This window comes from Staphylococcus sp. GDY8P57P (assembly GCF_017892585.1).
In the GTDB taxonomy this organism is placed as follows: Bacteria; Bacillota; Bacilli; order Staphylococcales; family Staphylococcaceae; genus Staphylococcus; species Staphylococcus borealis.
Genome location: NZ_JAESLK010000019.1, coordinates 380,134 through 397,739, shown reverse-complemented (window position 1 = coordinate 397,739; position 17,606 = coordinate 380,134). Strand labels below are relative to the sequence as shown.

General features: G+C 34.1%; 22 protein-coding genes. 4 read left to right on the top strand and 18 right to left on the bottom strand.

The window, feature by feature from the left end:
* Nucleotides 1-69: 69 nt before the first annotated feature.
* Both KA878_RS08800 and KA878_RS08795 read left to right on the top strand, forming a co-directional pair.
* Nucleotides 70-507 (top strand): MarR family winged helix-turn-helix transcriptional regulator, encoded by a 438-nt coding sequence (locus KA878_RS08800; RefSeq protein ID WP_193839060.1) that lies wholly within the window; start codon nt 70-72, stop codon nt 505-507.
* Nucleotides 504-1,709: an MFS transporter gene (locus KA878_RS08795; protein ID WP_193839059.1), complete on the top strand. Its 1,206-nt coding sequence runs from the start codon at nt 504-506 to the stop codon at nt 1,707-1,709. Before KA878_RS08800 ends, KA878_RS08795 begins: the two co-directional genes overlap by 4 nt.
* Nucleotides 1,710-1,762: 53 nt before the next feature.
* On the opposite strand, the gene KA878_RS08790 is transcribed toward KA878_RS08795, so the two are convergent.
* The 7 genes from KA878_RS08790 to KA878_RS08760 all read right to left on the bottom strand — a co-directional run bounded on the left by KA878_RS08790 (nt 1,763) and on the right by KA878_RS08760 (nt 6,491).
* The gene (locus KA878_RS08790) at nt 1,763-2,116 is read right to left on the bottom strand and encodes a SarA family transcriptional regulator (protein ID WP_053028570.1); all 354 of its coding nucleotides are present in this window, start codon (nt 2,114-2,116) and stop codon (nt 1,763-1,765) included.
* 309 nt (nt 2,117-2,425) lie between these two features.
* Nucleotides 2,426-3,448, bottom strand: coding sequence for a GTP 3',8-cyclase MoaA (gene moaA, locus KA878_RS08785; RefSeq protein ID WP_075108013.1), 1,023 nt, complete (start codon nt 3,446-3,448; stop codon nt 2,426-2,428).
* Nucleotides 3,449-3,461: 13 nt separating this feature from the next.
* On the bottom strand, nt 3,462-4,067 hold the full coding sequence (gene mobA / locus KA878_RS08780) for a molybdenum cofactor guanylyltransferase MobA (protein ID WP_210142138.1): 606 nt from the start codon (nt 4,065-4,067) through the stop codon (nt 3,462-3,464).
* A gap of 6 nt (nt 4,068-4,073) precedes the next feature.
* Nucleotides 4,074-4,307: a molybdopterin converting factor subunit 1 gene (gene moaD, locus KA878_RS08775; protein WP_075108014.1), complete on the bottom strand. Its 234-nt coding sequence runs from the start codon at nt 4,305-4,307 to the stop codon at nt 4,074-4,076.
* Nucleotide 4,308: 1 nt separating this feature from the next.
* Complete coding sequence (locus KA878_RS08770) at nt 4,309-4,758, bottom strand: molybdenum cofactor biosynthesis protein MoaE (protein ID WP_053028574.1); 450 nt, start codon at nt 4,756-4,758, stop codon at nt 4,309-4,311.
* 6 nt (nt 4,759-4,764) lie between these two features.
* The gene (gene mobB, locus KA878_RS08765; RefSeq protein ID WP_070855285.1) at nt 4,765-5,235 is read right to left on the bottom strand and encodes a molybdopterin-guanine dinucleotide biosynthesis protein B; all 471 of its coding nucleotides are present in this window, start codon (nt 5,233-5,235) and stop codon (nt 4,765-4,767) included.
* Nucleotides 5,232-6,491 carry a molybdopterin molybdotransferase MoeA gene (locus KA878_RS08760; protein WP_193839058.1) on the bottom strand — a complete coding sequence of 420 codons (1,260 nt, stop codon included), beginning with the start codon at nt 6,489-6,491 and terminating at the stop codon, nt 5,232-5,234. The genes mobB and KA878_RS08760 overlap by 4 nt, the downstream gene beginning before the upstream one ends.
* 62 nt (nt 6,492-6,553) lie before the next feature.
* Between KA878_RS08760 and moaC the strand changes: the two genes are divergently transcribed.
* A complete protein-coding gene (gene moaC, locus KA878_RS08755; RefSeq protein WP_075108016.1) occupies nt 6,554-7,036 on the top strand; it encodes a cyclic pyranopterin monophosphate synthase MoaC in 483 nt (160 codons plus the stop codon).
* A gap of 107 nt (nt 7,037-7,143) precedes the next feature.
* Here moaC and KA878_RS08750 read toward each other — a convergent pair whose 3' ends face one another.
* The 5 genes from KA878_RS08750 to modA all read right to left on the bottom strand — a co-directional run bounded on the left by KA878_RS08750 (nt 7,144) and on the right by modA (nt 10,829).
* Complete coding sequence (locus tag KA878_RS08750; protein ID WP_075108017.1) at nt 7,144-7,650, bottom strand: MogA/MoaB family molybdenum cofactor biosynthesis protein; 507 nt, start codon at nt 7,648-7,650, stop codon at nt 7,144-7,146.
* 11 nt (nt 7,651-7,661) lie between these two features.
* Nucleotides 7,662-8,666: a ThiF family adenylyltransferase gene (locus KA878_RS08745; protein ID WP_193839057.1), complete on the bottom strand. Its 1,005-nt coding sequence runs from the start codon at nt 8,664-8,666 to the stop codon at nt 7,662-7,664.
* A 79-nt stretch (nt 8,667-8,745) separates the two neighbouring features.
* Complete coding sequence (locus KA878_RS08740; RefSeq protein ID WP_075108019.1) at nt 8,746-9,351, bottom strand: ATP-binding cassette domain-containing protein; 606 nt, start codon at nt 9,349-9,351, stop codon at nt 8,746-8,748.
* Nucleotides 9,352-10,023 (bottom strand): molybdate ABC transporter permease subunit, encoded by a 672-nt coding sequence (gene modB, locus KA878_RS08735; protein WP_075108020.1) that lies wholly within the window; start codon nt 10,021-10,023, stop codon nt 9,352-9,354.
* A gap of 11 nt (nt 10,024-10,034) precedes the next feature.
* The gene (gene modA / locus KA878_RS08730; RefSeq protein ID WP_053028582.1) at nt 10,035-10,829 is read right to left on the bottom strand and encodes a molybdate ABC transporter substrate-binding protein; all 795 of its coding nucleotides are present in this window, start codon (nt 10,827-10,829) and stop codon (nt 10,035-10,037) included.
* 201 nt (nt 10,830-11,030) lie between these two features.
* Here modA and fdhD point away from each other — a divergent pair, with 201 nt between their 5' ends.
* Nucleotides 11,031-11,834, top strand: coding sequence for a formate dehydrogenase accessory sulfurtransferase FdhD (fdhD, locus tag KA878_RS08725; protein ID WP_075108022.1), 804 nt, complete (start codon nt 11,031-11,033; stop codon nt 11,832-11,834).
* Between the two features lie 25 nt (nt 11,835-11,859).
* Here fdhD and KA878_RS08720 read toward each other — a convergent pair whose 3' ends face one another.
* The 6 genes from KA878_RS08720 to KA878_RS08695 all read right to left on the bottom strand — a co-directional run bounded on the left by KA878_RS08720 (nt 11,860) and on the right by KA878_RS08695 (nt 17,529).
* Entirely contained in the window at nt 11,860-12,624 is a 765-nt protein-coding gene (locus KA878_RS08720) for a GNAT family N-acetyltransferase (RefSeq protein WP_193839056.1), read from the bottom strand.
* Nucleotides 12,625-12,658: 34 nt separating this feature from the next.
* Nucleotides 12,659-13,207, bottom strand: a complete 549-nt coding sequence (locus KA878_RS08715) for a biotin transporter BioY (RefSeq protein ID WP_193839055.1) — start codon at nt 13,205-13,207, stop codon at nt 12,659-12,661.
* A gap of 68 nt (nt 13,208-13,275) precedes the next feature.
* On the bottom strand, nt 13,276-14,238 hold the full coding sequence (locus KA878_RS08710) for a nucleoside hydrolase (protein ID WP_193839957.1): 963 nt from the start codon (nt 14,236-14,238) through the stop codon (nt 13,276-13,278).
* A 470-nt stretch (nt 14,239-14,708) separates the two neighbouring features.
* The gene (locus KA878_RS08705; RefSeq protein WP_193839054.1) at nt 14,709-15,626 is read right to left on the bottom strand and encodes an ABC transporter substrate-binding protein; all 918 of its coding nucleotides are present in this window, start codon (nt 15,624-15,626) and stop codon (nt 14,709-14,711) included.
* A gap of 256 nt (nt 15,627-15,882) precedes the next feature.
* A complete protein-coding gene (locus tag KA878_RS08700; RefSeq protein ID WP_193839956.1) occupies nt 15,883-17,025 on the bottom strand; it encodes an acyl-CoA dehydrogenase family protein in 1,143 nt (380 codons plus the stop codon).
* 159 nt (nt 17,026-17,184) lie between these two features.
* The gene (locus KA878_RS08695) at nt 17,185-17,529 is read right to left on the bottom strand and encodes a transcriptional regulator, SarA/Rot family (protein ID WP_037549844.1); all 345 of its coding nucleotides are present in this window, start codon (nt 17,527-17,529) and stop codon (nt 17,185-17,187) included.
* Between the last annotated feature and the right edge of the window lie 77 nt (nt 17,530-17,606).

Here is a 17,606-nt window from a genome sequence, read left to right as displayed (position 1 = left end):
AAATACGTCATATAATAATTTTTGTTTCAAAAATAGTTAGCAAAGCTAACTTGTTGAAAGGAGTATATTATGTTAGCAAATGAATTCTTCAATAGTTTCATCGGTTTATATCGCCCATATATTAAACGGACGCAACCGATACTCGACCGATTCGATTTACACCCTGGACAATGGTTAATATTAAGAGATATTGCCAGTACTTCTCCAACGACACTAGTTCATATCTCTAAACGTCGTTTTATTGAGAAACCTACGACACGTAAGATTATTAAAATTTTGTCTGAGAAAGAATTGTTAGGTATAAAACCAAGTAAGCAAGATAAACGTGAGAAATTATTAAGTCTCTCTGATAAAGGTCAGGCACTATACGAAGAAGTTTATCGTGAGATTCTACCAGTTCAACAAGCGCTTATTAAACATGCTGGATTATCAAAGGAAGATCTTGAAAGTGTCATAACAGTAATGAATAAGCTTCATCTTGCGTTGGCAGAGGAGGAAGCAGAATGAAACAAAACATAAATGCAAAACAACCCATCTTCACGAAGAGTTTTACGGTTAATTTCTCAATCAACTTTTTCGTGTATTTATGTATGTATCTTTTATTAGTCATTATTGCTGACTATAGTAAGACAACTTATCATGCATCGGATAGTCTAGCCGGACTCGTAGTAGGATTGTTTATTATCGGTTCTTTAATAGGAAGATTTGGTACTGGTAAATATGTTAATAAATTTGGCCCTAAAAAAATATTAATCACTGGATTACTATTACTTCTTATTACACAATTACTGTATTTTATACCCGGATCAATTACATTTTTAATGTTCGTACGTTTAATAAATGGCATTGCAACAGCTATTGCGACTACAGCAACTGGCACGATAGCTGCACATGTCACACCAGTCGAACGTAAGAGTGAAGGTATTAGCTTATTTTCTCTCAGTTTAGTACTTGGAACAGCTATAGGTCCTTTCTTTGGCATCTTATTATTAAAATCATTTTCTATCAATTTATTATTTACGATATGTGTCGTGTTAGGCCTTATTAGTTTAATTATTTCTTTATTTATTAAAATTGATTTCGATGCCGTTCATAATAAAACGGATGCTAAAGTAGCTCAAGCGTCTGGTTTCAACATTCACAACTTTATTGCTAAAGAAGCAGTACCTGTATCTATTGTTATGATGGTTATTGCATTAAACTATGCTTCCATACTCACTTTCCTAAAATTCTTTGCAGAGCAACGTCATTTATTAGAAGCATCCAGTTATTTCTTTATTTGTTATGCCATCGCTTCTTTAATTACACGTCCAATTGCAGGACGTATGATTGATGCACGTACTGAAAATGTTGTTGTTTATCCAGCATTTATCGCACTAATCATTACCTTTGTCTTATTAGTATTCAGTTATAGTGGCTGGATGTTATTACTTGCTGGTGTCTTTCTAGGTATTGGTTATGGCAATTTATCGTCATCAATGCAAGCAATCGCTATTAAAGTGTCACCTACGAGTAAATATGGTATCGCAACATCAACCTACTTTATTGGTTTAGATATCGGCATTGGATTCGGACCATCTTTATTAGGCTTATTTACAGGTTTCATTAGCTATACAGAAGTTTATATTATTATGGCTATTGTAGCTGCACTTAGCATTGCACTTTACTTTTTTGTACATGGTAGAAAAGTCAAAATGCAATATCAATAAATATAAAGCGCTAGGAAATCATTAAAACATTTCCTAGCGCTTATTATAATCTATTAATTAGCAATACTAATTGCTTCGATTTCAGATTTCATTTTATCTAATAATTTTTGTTGTGTAGCATTGAAGAAATAAAAAACTTGTCGCTCATCTGTTTCAGAGCGTAATTTAGAAATCAATTCTTTCTTATAAATTTTACGTATAATCACGTCAATTTTGCTTGTATCCCATAACATTTCAAAATGCAATGTATCGCGTAATTCTTTACCGCTAATTTTTTTACCTTCATAAACTTTAAATAAAACTACAAATTCCTCAATGGAAATTTTATACGATGATTTTAACCAATGTTTTAATTGGCTTAATTCTCTCTCTGCTGCAATAAAGCGTTGTACTTTTTCTGTTGCCATAATTAAAGACCTCCAATGTTGATTCTAAGATGTAGTTATTGCTTTAAAAAATTAATTTTCCTTAACAAAATTATATAACACATACACAATTTAATCTATTACAAATTTTATTTGTTTTCTGATTAGTGTTTAATACAAAATCAGTTATACATATACTCAGTGCTATTATGACATTCCTATACTTTAATCATAGGTATTCTATTAAATAATGATTTACTTTAAATGTAATCTGTTAAGTGAATTTATATTCTAAAAGAACGGGAGCGAGACAGAATTCTTTTTAAATTCTGCGCCACTCCCGTTCTTAATTTAACCACCAATGTAGTTCATATTAATTTTCTTGCGTTGACGATTTTTAACTGTTTGTTCTGTACGTTCATCTGAATATCGATCGTCACGAATGTTCCATAAGCTTATTAATTGTTCTCTTAATTCATCATCCGTCACACCTGAACGAATAAATGATTTAATATCAAAGCCTTCAACAGTACTAAATAGACAACCATAAAATTTACCATCCGATGATAAACGTGCTCTCGTACATGTAGAACAAAATGAAGCTGAGACACTTGTGATTAAACCAAATTGAGCACCATTATCTTTATGTCTATAGTACTTTGCGACTTCCCCAAAATATTTAGGAGGGACTGGTTCAATATCAAAATGCGCTTCAATCATATCTAGCATTTCATTTTTGGTCACAACTTTACTGAAGTCCCAACCATTATCATTACCAACATCCATGAACTCGATAAATCTTATTTCGATATCTTTATCTTTAAAGTAATCGACCATTGGGATGATTTGATCATCGTTTACACCTTTTTGGATTACAACGTTTACCTTAACATGGAAACCAATAGATACTGCATAATCAATTTGATCTAGAATAGTAGTTGCTTTAATATTACGATTATTGATGGCTTGGAACACTTCATTATCTATAGCATCTAAGCTAACATTAATACGTCTTAAGCCCGCATCATATAATTTTTGACCATGCTTTTTCAACAAGAGTCCATTCGTCGTCATACCGATATCTTCAATACCATCAATGTTGTTCAACTCAGCAATTAATTGATATAAATTGCGTCTAAGCAATGGTTCCCCACCTGTTATACGTAATTTTTTCACGCCAAGCTCTGCATAAACACGCGCAATTCTCACCATCTCTTCAAACGTTAATAACTCATCTTTAGGTAGGAACACGTAGTCATCACCGAAGATTTCCTTAGGCATACAATAATCACATCTAAAATTGCAACGATCAGTTACAGAAATACGTAAATCGCGAATAGGTCGACCTAATTTATCTTTGATTTGTGCAACCATACATGGACCCTCCTTAATGATTTATCTGATGTTTCAATGTGGCTAAATCTTCTTGATAATTAATATTCTTATACCAATATTCAGGTGATTGTATGGTTGTAACATCTATACATTCTGTCGTCACTTGATTATATACGTGTCGTAAGCTAAAATCATCTGAATCTAAAGCTTCTTTCATAACGTCTATACAATTTGGGTGATAAAATGCAATGGTTGGTATGACACGTCCATTTTCTGAATATGCAGCAATATCAATTTGATCTTCGATTAGTTTAGAAACTAAAAACTGATACAATGCACTGATGGCCTTACCAGTTACCATCGGCGTATCAACAGATATGACAAAGAATAACTCCTCATCATTGTATTGCTCCATTACAGTATATATACCAGCAAGTGGCCCTTTATCTTTATTTTTAGTGTCATCTATAATAACATGATCATGTTTAAATTGATCAGCTAATTGATCATTCGTGCTAATAATGATGTCATTAAACATATTTGTTTCTTGTAATGTTTGAACAATTCGTTGATAAAATAATTGTCCATCTATTTCAGCAAACGCTTTAGCCGTACCAAAGCGTTCTGAATGACCACCTGCTAAAATAATAGCTTTCATTTCCTGTTAACCCCCACTTACTGGTGGAATCAATGCAACTGTATCTGTTGGTTGAATGATATCCTCTTCTTGTACAAATTCTTCGTTTACTGCAACCTGAAATTTTTTAGATTGAATTGAGGGATGTCTCTCAAACAATCTTTGTTTAAAATTATCAACATCAATTGTTTCATTAATATCAAGTATTTCACTATCAGTTTGCAAAATTTCTTTTATTTCAGCGAAGTATAATACCTTCACACTAGTCCTCTCCTTTAGTTGCAAGGTCGTGGCTACCTCTTTGATGGCCCTGCCATTCTGCACCATCTTCCCATATTTCTTTTTTCCAGATTGGAACAATTTCTTTAATACGCTCTATCGCATACTCATTCGCACGATATGCATCTTTACGATGTGGTGATGATACTGCAATTAATACTGCAATATCTGAAATTTGGAGCGGCCCAATTCGGTGAACAATGGTGGTAATTGTCCCTGGCCAACGTTCTTGAATTTCATCACCAATTTGCGCTAATTTCTTCTCTGCCATAGGAACATACGCTTCGTATTCTAAGTATTCCGTTTTAATGCCTTTGGTCCACTCTCTTACATGCCCTGTAAAGACCACTACAGCACCTTGGTGTTCATTTATAGTAAATGTTCGATACTGTTCCGTTTGTATAGGTTCAGTAACGATTTCAAATTGCTTCATTTAGTGTCAATTCCTTTGCTCTATCCATTGTAATAGCCAATTATCATAATGTGATAATGCTTGTATATCTTGAACATGGTAACAATATTTAACACATGTCAATTGCTTTAGCTGTTCTAGTTCTTCAGTTGTTCGATAAACAATTACTTTATCATAATGTTCATCTTTATATCCTTCAACCAAAATGATATTACAATCAATTGTAACAGATTGGTCAATCATTTGAGTAAGATTTTGTTTATATGCACGCGTGACCGTTTGTTGATAGTGTTCACCTTGCACAATGCTTTGATCTGCTCCAGCATTAAAGTGTTTCATATGATCTACATGATCCTCTTGAAGCGTGATATCATCGCCAATGTGACCATGATGTTTGATTGTTGCTACAGTGTAACCATGAGATTTTAAAAATTGTATCGTATGTTGCATCAATGTTGTTTTTCCTGAATTTTTAAAGCCTACGATTTGCAAAATCATAAGGTCATTTCCGTCTCAAAAACATTAGATTCAGTTAAAATAACATTTACTGTATGTCCAGCTTTAAATCCTCTTGTTCCCCCTGGCAACATAATCATTGCATTACTATGTGCAATTGCCACTACTGCTCCTGATTTATTAAACCCTGATGGTACTACAGTCGCACCGCTTTGTGAGAAATTAGCAGTTGCTCGAATAAAACGTGTAAATGGATTAGCTTTCGTAAAATCTTCCATTAATGTCGCTTTAACAACCTGAGGGTAATATGCAGTTGCGCCCATCATATGCTGAACAGCTGGTTTCACAAATAATTCAAAACCGGTAAAGCAAGCAGATGGGTTGCCTGACAAGCCAAATAAATATTGTCCATTAGCCACAGCTACCGTTGTTACACTACCAGGTCGCATTGCAACTTTGTTAAATAATACTTTAGCATTAACTGCTTTATAAATTTCTGGTAGGTAGTCAAAGTCTCCAACAGAAACACCGCCAGTTGTTATAACAATATCGTGTTTAGACATAGCATCTTTAACTACAGCAATACTACTTTCTAAATCATCTTGTTGGATTTTGTATGCTTCCACGTTTAAGCCAATCTTCTCTGATAATGCTTTAATCATTGGACCATTTGAGTTGCGGATTTTTCCTGGTTGTAAGTCATCGTTCACATCTAATAGTTCACTACCTGTTGCAATGACAGCAATGCTAGGGCGACGTGTAACTGGCACTTTAGTATAACCATACGTTGCTAATACGGCTATTGCACCGGGGTTAATGACTTGTCCCTTTTTCAAAACAATATCTCCAGTTGTCGTTTCTTCACCTTTAAGCGATACATTCTCATTTGCTTCAAATGATTTACGTATCGTGAAGGTATCCCCGTCTTCAACTGTTTGTTCAAACATCACTACTGCATCGGCGCCTTCTGGAATTTGTGCACCCGTCATAATACGCACCGCTTCGTTTTGACCAAGTGTTTTACTTGAAACTGAACCTGCACCTATATTGTCAATTACTTTAAATTGTTTGCGGTTTTCTGAATATGCACCTGCAGAGTCTTCACTGCGTATCGCAAACCCATCATAAGGTGATTTATTAAAACGAGGTATATCATAAGTCGCAACAATATCCTCTGCTAAAATATATCCTAAACTCTCATCTAAATTCACTTCAATTTGATTCAAATATATCTCTTGTTGGACAACACGATGTATTGCTTCTTTCACTGGTATAGGATTTCTTTTTTCAACTGCCATTGATTTCATCTCCAATTTATAATTTAAAATCATGATATACTATCCCTATCAGGAGGGTTAATATGTCAAAATTCACTCATATTAATGAACAAGGTAATGCTAAAATGGTTGATGTTTCAAATAAAGCTGTTACGAAGCGTACTGCACAAGCCCATTCTAGCATTACTGTTAATGAAACAATCTATAAACAAATAATTGATAATACTAATAAGAAAGGTAACGTATTAAATACGGCCCAAATTGCTGGTATTATGGCCGCCAAGAACACATCAACAATAATACCTATGTGCCACCCCTTACCTTTAACTGGCATTGATGTTCAATTTGATTGGCAAACGAATGACAACATGACTTATACATTAAATATCACTGCGATTGTCTCCACAACAGGAAAGACTGGTGTGGAAATGGAGGCATTAACTGCCGCATCAGCGACTGCACTAACCGTTTATGATATGACGAAGGCAGTAGACAAAGGCATGATCATCGGTGAAACGTATCTTGAATCAAAATCAGGTGGCAAATCAGGTGATTATCGTCGATAAGCTATTCTAAGCACATATACTATGTTCAATTTAAATAATAAAGTCATGGATGCAAAACTTCAATTAGGGAAACCTATCATTTAAGTTTAAATCCATGACTATTTTTTTTATTTATTCAATTCATGCAACATATGATTTAATTCTGGCTTAATTAACTTTTCAATAGCTAATTTCACAGCGCCAGTTGATCCAGGTAAACTGAAAATCAATTTATTTTGGACTGTACCAGCAACCGCTCTTGATAATAATGCTTTTGTGCCCACATCTTCTGCGTAACTTAAATATCTAAATAATTCTCCAAATCCCTCTATTTCTTTATCAAAGATGGGTTTAACTGCTTCAATCGTAACATCTCTTTGCGCAATACCAGTACCGCCTGTTGTAATAATGACATCAATATCAGTTGCCAACCATTGTTTGATTTGAGAATAAATCGCTTCTTTATCATCTTTGACAATCGCATAATGTGACTTTGCGACTTCAACATTAATGTCTTGAATTAAAGTTTGAACAAGTTGACCACCTTTATCTGTTTCTTTATCTCTAGTATCTGAAACTGTCAAAACTGCACAATGAATCGTTCTGTCTACTTTCGCATGATCATGTTGATGCATTAAATTCACTCCTATCCGAATAATTGATTAATTAAATGAATGGCATCTGACGTTTTTGTTGTGCCATGTATAAGCATCCGTCCACCTTCAAAACTAACAATTCGATGCCCTTTATATTCAAACATTATCATATATTTGTTTTCTCTATAATTAAGTTGATGTTGTTTGAGAAACTCTCGCACCATTTCCTGGGTAATATTATCATTATCATATTGTACTGTATCTCTACCACATAATGTTGCATATAATGTATGTTGTTGATTTAAATAAGGAAATGATGGATTTGAACCACACGTTGGACATTCATTTCTGAACATACGACTAAAGCCAAATGTATAATGTTGTCCTTCCCATATATCCCCGTATGTTAATTTACTAGGCACTGATTGTTCAGTTAATAATTTAAGGGCATCTCGCAATTGAAAGCTCGTTGTCATTGTGACTGCAGGTTGTATAACACCGACTGTATCACACGTTAAATTAATTGCTGGGAGTTGTGGCATTAAACAGTTGAAACATGGTGTCTGTCCGGGTATAAATGCAGCTTCTATATAAGTGCTTTGTACGACACCACCATAAATCCAAGGTATTTTCTCTTTATAAGCAAAGTCATTGATTAATTGTCTTGTCTCAAAATTATCCGTAGCATCAATGATTAAATCTACATGCTGTGCATGTTTATCTAAAAAATAATAATCAACATGCGTAATGAACGTATTGAGTGCTAGATCTTGACGCAATGCTTTTAAATGACGTTCAGCCGCGACGACCTTAGGAAGCATTTTATTAGCATCCTCTTCCGTAAATAATGTTTGACGCTGTAAATTACTAAATTCAATATAGTCTCTATCCACAATTGTAAGTGTGTTTATTCCTGCACGAACGAGTCCCTCAGCAACATGTGTTCCCAATGCGCCCATACCAATAATAAGTACATGCTTTTGACTGATTTTATTTTGTCCGTTAGCTCCTATTCCTTTAAACAAAGTTTGTCTCGAATAACGTTCCCTCGTCATTTTTATTGCCCTCTCTAGTTAAGATCCATTTCTATCATTATAACGAACAAAGCACCTCTTTTACAAAGAGGCGCTTTTATTACCCTATTTTTATGATTTTATCCGCTAAAACTTCGGCTTCAAAATTAGAATGTGTAACAAAGATAATAGGTATCTTCCATTCTTTAAAAATACGTTTGATTAACTTGATTCCCTCGTCTCTTGTCGCATCATCTAAACTTGAAAAGGGCTCATCTAATAAAATTAAATCTGGCTTCGTACTTAATGTACGTGCTAATGCAACACGTTGAGATTCGCCTCCTGAAAGCGTCGCTGGATATTGCGCGCTTAAATGATGAATATTTAGGCGATCCATTAAGTCATCTATGTGAACAGATGGTTTAGCCATAAAAGTGATATTCTTATTCACTGTCATGTTCGGAAATAATTGGTAATCTTGAAATAAATAACCAATATGACGCTCTTGGATTTTCACGTTCACTTTATGTTCAGTATCAGTGATAAGTCTATCATTTATTTTAATATATGCTTTATCCGGTTTTCTTAAACCTGCTATCATATTCAATACTGTCGTTTTACCTATACCTGAAGGTCCTCGTATTGCATAAATTTTAGGGACAGTATCATGAATGTTAATATCAATCAACGTCTTCTTTAATTGATATTGTAGCTTTAACTCTAACATCTAATCTACCTCCCTATACTTATCTTTATTAGCAAAATTCAATATACCAATTACAGTAATTGAAAATGCGACTAACACAAGCACCCATAACCAAGCTTGGTTTTCTCTACCTTGTTCCACTAAAAAGTATATCTCAAGTGGTAACGTGTTCGTTTTATTTGGTATGTAACCTGCAACCATTAATGTTGCACCAAATTCTCCAATTGCACGAGCAAAACTCATCATAATCCCAGCGATGATTGAACGTTTAGATAACGGTAAAATTAAGCGATAGAATATTTTATTTTCACTTGCCCCCATGGTACGAGCAGTATTTAACATTTTAGGGTTAATACTTCTAAATCCTTGAATCGTGTGTTGATACATTAACGGAAAACTAACAATGACAGATGCAATTACTGCACCTGTCATTGTGAATACTACTGGAAGATGTAGTACCTCTTCAAAAAATTGTCCTACAATACTTCTAGGAGAAAATATAATGAGTAAGATAAACCCTAGCACCGTTGGCGGTAGAACAATGGGTAATAATATAAAACTTTCAAGGAGTTTAGTAAGATGCCCTTTTCCCTTATAAAGCAATCGACATATAAAAATACCTAGTACTGTTACAATAATCGTACTTATGACGGCTACTTGAATCGATATCCAAAAAGGTGTTAATTCAGGCATTCTTCAACCTCCTAAACTTCGAAATGATACTCTTTTAAGATATCTTTCGCTTTGTCAGATTTTAAGAAGTCCATCCACTCTTTCGCAAGTTTTTTATCTGAAGTTGCACCTGCTTCATAAGTGATTGGTTTTTTAAGTTCTGCTTCTTTAATTTCATTTACTTTATCTGTTTTTTTGTTGTCAGTATATAAATCTGTTTCATAAACAAAGCCCATTTCGGCATTGCCTTTTTCAACATAATTTAATACTTGTTTAACGTCTTTGGCATAAACTAAATGATCTTTAACGTCATTATATAAACCTTGATCTTCTAAATATTGTTTCGCATATTTACCAGCTGGAACTGTTTTAACTTCACCAATTGCTAATTTTTCATTATCTTCTAAATCTTTAACTGATGTTTTGTCGCTATTTTTATCTCCAACTAAGACAAGCTTATTATGTGCATATTTGTATGTATCGTGTGCTTTGTCTTTATCTTTTAGCATATCAACATCTTTAGTGTTCGCAGACATGAAAACGTCAGCTGGTGCGCCTTTTTCAATTTGTTGTCTTAATGCGCCAGAACCACCATAGTTAAAGCTTACATCAACATTTTTGTGATCCTTTTTAAATTCTTTCTCTAATGCTTTACTTACATCACCTAAGCTAGCTGCTGCCGAAATTTGTAATTCTTGTTTGTTGTCACTATCTTTTTTGCTTGAGTCAGATGATTTATTTCCACTATCATTGCTACCAGAATTTGAACATCCTGCTAAAATAATAACTAATGTAGCAATAACTGCCATGAAATGTTTAAGTTTCATTTCACAAACCCCTACTTTTATACCACTTATTATACGCTTATTTATAACTTTTAAAAGGTATAAAATGATAAATTTCACCTAATCTTCACATTATTAAATATATTTAATATACTATCAATTATTTATATGTAATTTAAATCTTTTCAAATAATGTTCAAAAGTTTTAATATAGAGTTATATATGCCTAAAGGAGAAATAAAAATGGATAAAGATGTATTACAAGGGCAATCTATCCTCCGCTATGAAGACGGGCAACTCATCAATACAACAGATAGCTATGTTACAGAATTTCCATTGACAATTATTGTTAATGGCACAGAATTTGCTACAGTCATTTGTAGTCCAACACATATGGAAGAACTTGTAGTGGGATTTTTAGCTTCTGAGGGAGCTATTTATAAAAAAGAAGAAATACGCGCTTTGCAAATAGATGATAGTAAAGGTTTCGCACATGTAGAGTTAACTAAAGATTTAGGCGACCGTTTTGAGTATTCAACTAAACGTATGATTGCATCATGCTGTGGAAAAAGTAGAGAATTTTACTTTCACAATGATGCAGCTATCGCTAAAACCTCAATGTCTAAAATCACATTAACGCCAAAACAAGTGCTCAATATGATGACTGGGCTACAATCTGCAAGTACATTGTTTAAACAAACAGGTGGGTTGCACAATGCTGCCATTAGTGATGGTGATGAATTTTTTGAACATAGACAAGATATCGGCCGTCACAATGCGCTCGATAAACTTTATGGATTTTGTCTTGAAAGACGTATACCTGTCAGAAATAAGGTACTTATTTTTAGTGGGCGTATTTCATCGGAAATATTATTAAAGGCGGCTAAAATAGGTGTAGGCGTCATTTTATCCAAATCTGCACCTACTACGTTAGCGATTACGTTAGCTAATGATTTAAATATAACTGCAATTGGTTTTATTAGAGATGGCAACTTTAATGTTTATAGTCATCCAGAACGTATTAAAGCCACTGACACATTGGATTAATCTTCCAAATGCGTCAGTGGCCTTTTTATTTTACATCTTCTTTGATGATATGATACACAAAGCTTTGGTACGTATAACCTTGTTTCGTGTACATATCTTTGGCTGTATCTTCTCCATCAGCTACGAGTATAACTGGACGTTCGTTTGCTATGCTACCTATATGTGCTTGTAAAGTTGATCCAATACCCTGTCTTCGATAGTTTTCCATAACACCAAAACTATCAATTTCGATGGTTTCCTCAGTTTCAATCACATCAACAGTACCTACAGGTGCTTTGTCAACGTATGCTATTAGTCGGCATATGTTATCTTTTTTATGCTGAATTGTCCGTCTCGTGTCATTGACACTCTCAATCGCAAACGGTTTACCATAAGGCAAGGCAAATGAATAATAAATATTCAAATAATCTTCCATATTGCTTTCATTTACTTCTTCAATCACAACATCTTTTCGACTAGGTAAGCGTGTTAATTCATTACCTTCTATAATATAGAATTCAAGTAAACCTAGTTGAAATCCTTCCTTTTCAATTGCATTTTTCCATACTTCTTCCAACCTCTCATTCTCTGGAAAAGTAAACGCTAAATGATTCGAATGCTGTTTCTCATGCAATTCATACTGTTTAGTCATATCTTTATGCCACTGTTCTATAGTTGGCATTTCTTTATACACCCACTTATTTGTATCATATTTCAATGGTTGTGAAGGTGTTAAGTAAATCATTATTCGTTCATCTTCATGATATAGATGCCCCTCTTGAGCAATGTTTCGGATTGATATATTTGACATCACTACATCCACCTGCCTCGTTCATTTGTTAGACTTATTGTATCAAACTTTTGAAGCGTGAATGATTTAAAAGTGTTACGCCAATTAAACTCGCAATGATGGCTTTAATGATATCTCCTGGCATAAAAGTAAATGACAATAAGAAGGCTTTACTTACTGGAATATGTATAATGAAGCCCATAATAATTGTACCGACGATATCTAAAAATAACACACCAATTATTAATGTAGTAACAAATAATACGGCAAAATTGATTTTATTAAAATATTGATCTCTTACAGAACCAATACCAAACGCAACAACCGGATATAAGAATAAGAATCCTGCTGATGGTCCTGCAAATACGCCAATTCCTCCACGTCCACCTGAAAGAACTGGTAAACCTGCAGCTGCTAATAGTAAAAAGACAATGACACTGAGTGTCCCATATTTTTTACCTAATATCATACCTGCTAAAAATATACCAATATTTTGTAATACGATAGGTACTGGCATAATCGGAAGCGGAATTCCCGGAACCAATCCTAAAACACAAATAATCGCTGTCATTAAAGCTGTGTAAACTAAATTTCTTGTATTCATGTTGTATCCTCCTTCTACGAAGATGATTATACCACTAATGTAAACTTTATAAAATAAAAAGTTTACATTTATGAAGGAGAATCTACTTTTTTTGCTAACTGCGTAATGTATTTAAAGAAGTCATCATGATTTACACTCGTAACAACTTGGACAGGACGACCTTTTTCTGTCACATATGTACGCCCTTGACTTGGTCCTTGATGTTCAACATCAACATGCTTTGTTATTGATTGAACCAATTCAGGATTACCAACATAAGCAGTGGTTAGGACATCCCATAAAAAGTAAGTTGAATTAGTTATAAAATGTGTTAAAGGTGGGACTGCCGCATAACTAACACCTAGAAAATCAACGCCCGAATAATGACGTTCGTTTGCCCACATTTGTCGAATATCTAATGTTAATGGCACTTGATTCGTGCTTTCTAAAGCCACCATATCTATAGCAATGTCACTATCAAATACTACTTTTACCGCCTCTGGATCCCAAAATGCGTTCCATTCAGCTGTACCATCATGTTCTGGCTCTTCCACATTGCCTTTTTCAAGAAAAGTCCCTCCCATCCATACTAATTTAGCAATATTCTTCTGAATGCTTGGGTCAATCGTAAGTGCTTTAGCCAAATCTGTTAATGGTCCCGTAAACAATAGTGTTATCTTTTCTGTTGACTCGCTCAATACGCGTATAATATCCTCATACGCTTCTAGGTTGCTCATGCCAGATTGTTGATTCGTCGTTTGTTCATTCAATATCGGCAATGCATCCATAAAGAATGCATGCAATCTCCACTCTTTCGGAAATGGATTGGCACCACGTTCATATGATGGCGCAACTTGTAATGATGCATTAGAAAAACGATTAATAATTTTACATGAAGCACTAACAGACGGTTCTAAATAACAATCTGCTCCTATTGTACTTACTCCAACTAAATCAATATCTTCCATTTGTAACAATAAAAATAAAGATATTAAATCATCTACACCACCATCGTGGTTAAAATATACTTTAGTCAAAGTGATTCCTCCCATTATTATGTAAATAGAAAATAAAGCGGAACGGAAATGATATTTTCCCAAAAATTTATTTTGTTGTTCCACTCTCAACTTGCTTAGCTTGTATACTTTCTTGATGAAATACTATTTGCTAAGCCCCACCGACAAGGTTGACTAAAATTAAAAGAAGCTTGTTGCAAGTGCACTGTTATGTTAGTCAACGACTGTCAATATATATTTATAGGGAGTGGACAGAATTCTTTTAAATTCGTCGTCCACTCCCAGCTTGCTTTGCTTTTAGAATTTCTTGATGAAATTCTCTTTGTTGGGGCCCCGACCCCAACTTGCTTTGCACCCGCAAGGATGACTAGAACTGAGAAAAGCTTGATTAAAGCGCCTTCTCAGTTCAGTCAGCTACTGCGAATTTGCTAAATAGCTTCATTATATTATTTTTGTCCCAGGCTTTTAAAATATCATAAAAAATTGATCGTCGTCTCTATATTCTATTATTTACTAGCTTCAATTAATTTGTCTTTTAAATCTTTTCGCATAAAGTCAAGTGTGTAAGGATCATTATACCAATATGTTTCAGCCTTAACTTCAATCACGTTTCCATTTTTAACTGCTGGCAAGTTTTTCCAGATGTTTGTTGTCTCATAACTTGGTTTAGATTTACCTTCTCCTGTTGAGACGATATAGTCACCAGCTACGTCTTCAATTTTTTCTTGACTGACTTCAGCCCAACCTTCTTTTTTAACTAAATCTTGTTGGCCTTTAGGCATATTCAAACCAAATGCTTGATATAATACTTCTCCACCACGACCCCAGTTGTCGCCGTAAGTGTAAACTTTCTTGTCAAATTCATCTAAGATAGAAACTGTTGCGTCTTTACCAATTGCATCTTTGATTTCTTTGCCATCTTTTTCAGTTTGTTTCTTCCATTTTTCTTCCCATTTTTTAACTTCGTCTTCTTTACCCATAATCTTACCTAACATTTCTTGTTGTTCAAGGTATTTGTGTTTGCCATAATCAACAACAATCGTTGGTGCGATTTTTTCATATTTTTTGATATTTTTATCTGTAGAATAAACAATAATTAAATCCGGTTTTTGCTTAGCCACTTTTTCAACGTCAGCTTCACCAATTTTTGTTGTATCTTTAAATTTCTCTTTTAAAATTGGGCTTTGATCAACTTGATTGTTAACCGCAACAATGTGCGCGCCTAATTTATGTAAACCACCTGCAAATGTAGGTGCAACGACAGCAATACGTTTAGGATCTTTAGGAATATCTATCGTCTTTCCACTATCTAATTTATATGATTTTGTTTCTTCTTTTGAATCAGATTTACCCGAACCACCGTTATTACCACATGCAGCTAAAACGATGATTAGAACAAGTAATGGTAAAATTAATTTCTTCATAACATCCTCCTGTTGAAAACGATTATCAATTTCAACAAAATTATATCCTACAATGCAACGTTTTACAATAAAATTTTAAATTATTTGTAAAATCAAAAAAGAGTGGAACACAATTTTTCGAAATTATTGTTCCACTCCCCCGCAAAGCTCATCACTACTGAGAAAAGCTTGATTTAAGCATCTTCTCTATTCAATAAGCTACTACGTCATCATATTATTTTTGCCCGTCCACTTATCCTTACCTTGTTTACACTATTTAAAATAAATTGCACACAGATTTAGCTATGTTAGTATAAGCGGCATCCTCCATAGGTGGATTGTGTAATCCAGCTCTCATATCACGGTAATAACGTTGCAATGGTCGTTCCATTTCAAGACTCTTCGCGCCAACGATTCTCATCGCTAAATCAACTACTTCCAACCCTTGATTCATTACTAGCACTTTACTCGCAGATGTTTCATTCCATAACTTAGGTTGATTTTCTAGGTGATTATAGCCTTTAGCAGTACTCCATAAGAAATGTCGAGCTGATAATAATAGTGACTCCATTTTACCAATATTTTGTTGTACAGTTGGCAAGTGACTAATCGTACCTTCTATACTATTTGGGCCATACGTTGTTGCGAAATTGATTGCATAATCTCGTGCCGCCTGTGCAATGCCTAAATAAGTGCTAGGAATGTGTAATATCCATCCATTCGGTTGCGGTTTTCGTTTTGACTCAACAAAAAAGTCATTGGGTACCCACACATCATTCAATACTAAATCGTGACTTTCTGTTGCTCTCATACCTACCATATTCCAATTATCGGCAATTTCTAAGCCATTAGTGGCTCTAGGCACTAAGAAAAATCCTACTTCTTGCAAGTCATCGACATAAGCTGCGACAATATAGTGTGTCAACGCTTTGCTCATTGATGTGAACGTTTTAACACCATTTAATAGGTAGCCTTCATCTTGCTTAACTGCATGCGTTGCAGGTCTGCCACCACGAGTAGGGCTACCTGTATCCGCTTCACTTACTGCTCTATTGACTAAAGCACCATTTTTAATTTCTTTAGCAAAACGATCCAGCATATCTTGATTCCACATTGATTGTTCATATATTTGTCCTATGACACTTAAATGCCAACCGATTGATAACGCCGTTGCACCATCAATTGCTCCTAAATATGTTTGTAACACAACCATATCTTCAATAGTCGCGCCTTCACCACCATATTCAACGGGTAACGTAAGTATGCTATATCCTTCTTGCACTAACCATTCAATATTTTCAAATGGGAATCTCGATTGTTTATCATTTTCTGCTGCTCTTTTTTTAAAAGTTTCTTCAATCGATTGAAACTTTTGTATCCATTTTCTTTGAATATCTGTGTTAATCAGAACTGAATTGATCAATTATATCACCTGTTCATTGTCATTGTTATTTAAACCTAGTTTATCACTCAACATTTTAAAATGAAAGTTAACCACGTTCAGATAGCAATATAAAAAGACTTAAGTCAGAGAGATTGAATATCTCAATGCTTAAGTCTTCTCATGAATAAACATGAATTACTTGATGTACTTTTCTAATTCAGCAATCAGTTTATTAATCTTGTCTCGTTGTTCATCTGTTACATAAACAATAACTATTCTTTCATCTTGTATGCTACGCTTTTTTGAAAGTAACTGTAAATCTTTTAACTTTTGTAATGCTTTAGTTAAGTAATAAGGTTTAAACTCTGAATACGTTGCAATTTCCTTCGAAGTTATTTCATTTGTTTTACTTCTTGCAATATAATTTAAAATATAAACCTCTTCATAATTTAAATTATATTTCTTTTTAGTGTCTTTGAAGAACTTTTTAACTTGAAATGTTGCGTTAACTAAATCATTGATGTCTTTAATTTGTCCCATATCCTAAACCACTCCTCTGATGTACGTCTTGTTGCTACAAGGTTCATGTCTACTATTTATTACTTACCAAACATTTC

Bases quoted from the DNA above. Each gene is read 5' to 3' on its own strand.
- KA878_RS08745 (WP_193839057.1), bottom strand. From the start codon at position 8,666: ATGACGAGGGAACGTTATTCGAGACAAACTTTGTTTAAAGGAATAGGA.
- KA878_RS08750 (WP_075108017.1), bottom strand. From the start codon at position 7,650: ATGCATCAACATGATCATGCGAAAGTAGACAGAACGATTCATTGTGCA.
- KA878_RS08715 (WP_193839055.1), bottom strand. From the start codon at position 13,207: ATGAATACAAGAAATTTAGTTTACACAGCTTTAATGACAGCGATTATT.
- KA878_RS08720 (WP_193839056.1), bottom strand. From the start codon at position 12,624: ATGTCAAATATATCAATCCGAAACATTGCTCAAGAGGGGCATCTATAT.
- KA878_RS08790 (WP_053028570.1), bottom strand. From the start codon at position 2,116: ATGGCAACAGAAAAAGTACAACGCTTTATTGCAGCAGAGAGAGAATTA.
- KA878_RS08760 (WP_193839058.1), bottom strand. From the start codon at position 6,491: ATGGCAGTTGAAAAAAGAAATCCTATACCAGTGAAAGAAGCAATACAT.
- modB (WP_075108020.1), bottom strand. From the start codon at position 10,023: ATGCCTGAATTAACACCTTTTTGGATATCGATTCAAGTAGCCGTCATA.
- KA878_RS08705 (WP_193839054.1), bottom strand. From the start codon at position 15,626: ATGAAGAAATTAATTTTACCATTACTTGTTCTAATCATCGTTTTAGCT.
- mobA (WP_210142138.1), bottom strand. From the start codon at position 4,067: ATGAAAGCTATTATTTTAGCAGGTGGTCATTCAGAACGCTTTGGTACG.
- KA878_RS08710 (WP_193839957.1), bottom strand. From the start codon at position 14,238: ATGGGAGGAATCACTTTGACTAAAGTATATTTTAACCACGATGGTGGT.
- modA (WP_053028582.1), bottom strand. From the start codon at position 10,829: ATGAAACTTAAACATTTCATGGCAGTTATTGCTACATTAGTTATTATT.
- KA878_RS08795 (WP_193839059.1), top strand. From the start codon at position 504: ATGAAACAAAACATAAATGCAAAACAACCCATCTTCACGAAGAGTTTT.
- KA878_RS08800 (WP_193839060.1), top strand. From the start codon at position 70: ATGTTAGCAAATGAATTCTTCAATAGTTTCATCGGTTTATATCGCCCA.
- mobB (WP_070855285.1), bottom strand. From the start codon at position 5,235: ATGATTTTGCAAATCGTAGGCTTTAAAAATTCAGGAAAAACAACATTG.
- KA878_RS08695 (WP_037549844.1), bottom strand. From the start codon at position 17,529: ATGGGACAAATTAAAGACATCAATGATTTAGTTAACGCAACATTTCAA.
- KA878_RS08770 (WP_053028574.1), bottom strand. From the start codon at position 4,758: ATGAAGCAATTTGAAATCGTTACTGAACCTATACAAACGGAACAGTAT.
- moaC (WP_075108016.1), top strand. From the start codon at position 6,554: ATGTCAAAATTCACTCATATTAATGAACAAGGTAATGCTAAAATGGTT.
- fdhD (WP_075108022.1), top strand. From the start codon at position 11,031: ATGGATAAAGATGTATTACAAGGGCAATCTATCCTCCGCTATGAAGAC.
- KA878_RS08740 (WP_075108019.1), bottom strand. From the start codon at position 9,351: ATGTTAGAGTTAAAGCTACAATATCAATTAAAGAAGACGTTGATTGAT.
- moaA (WP_075108013.1), bottom strand. From the start codon at position 3,448: ATGGTTGCACAAATCAAAGATAAATTAGGTCGACCTATTCGCGATTTA.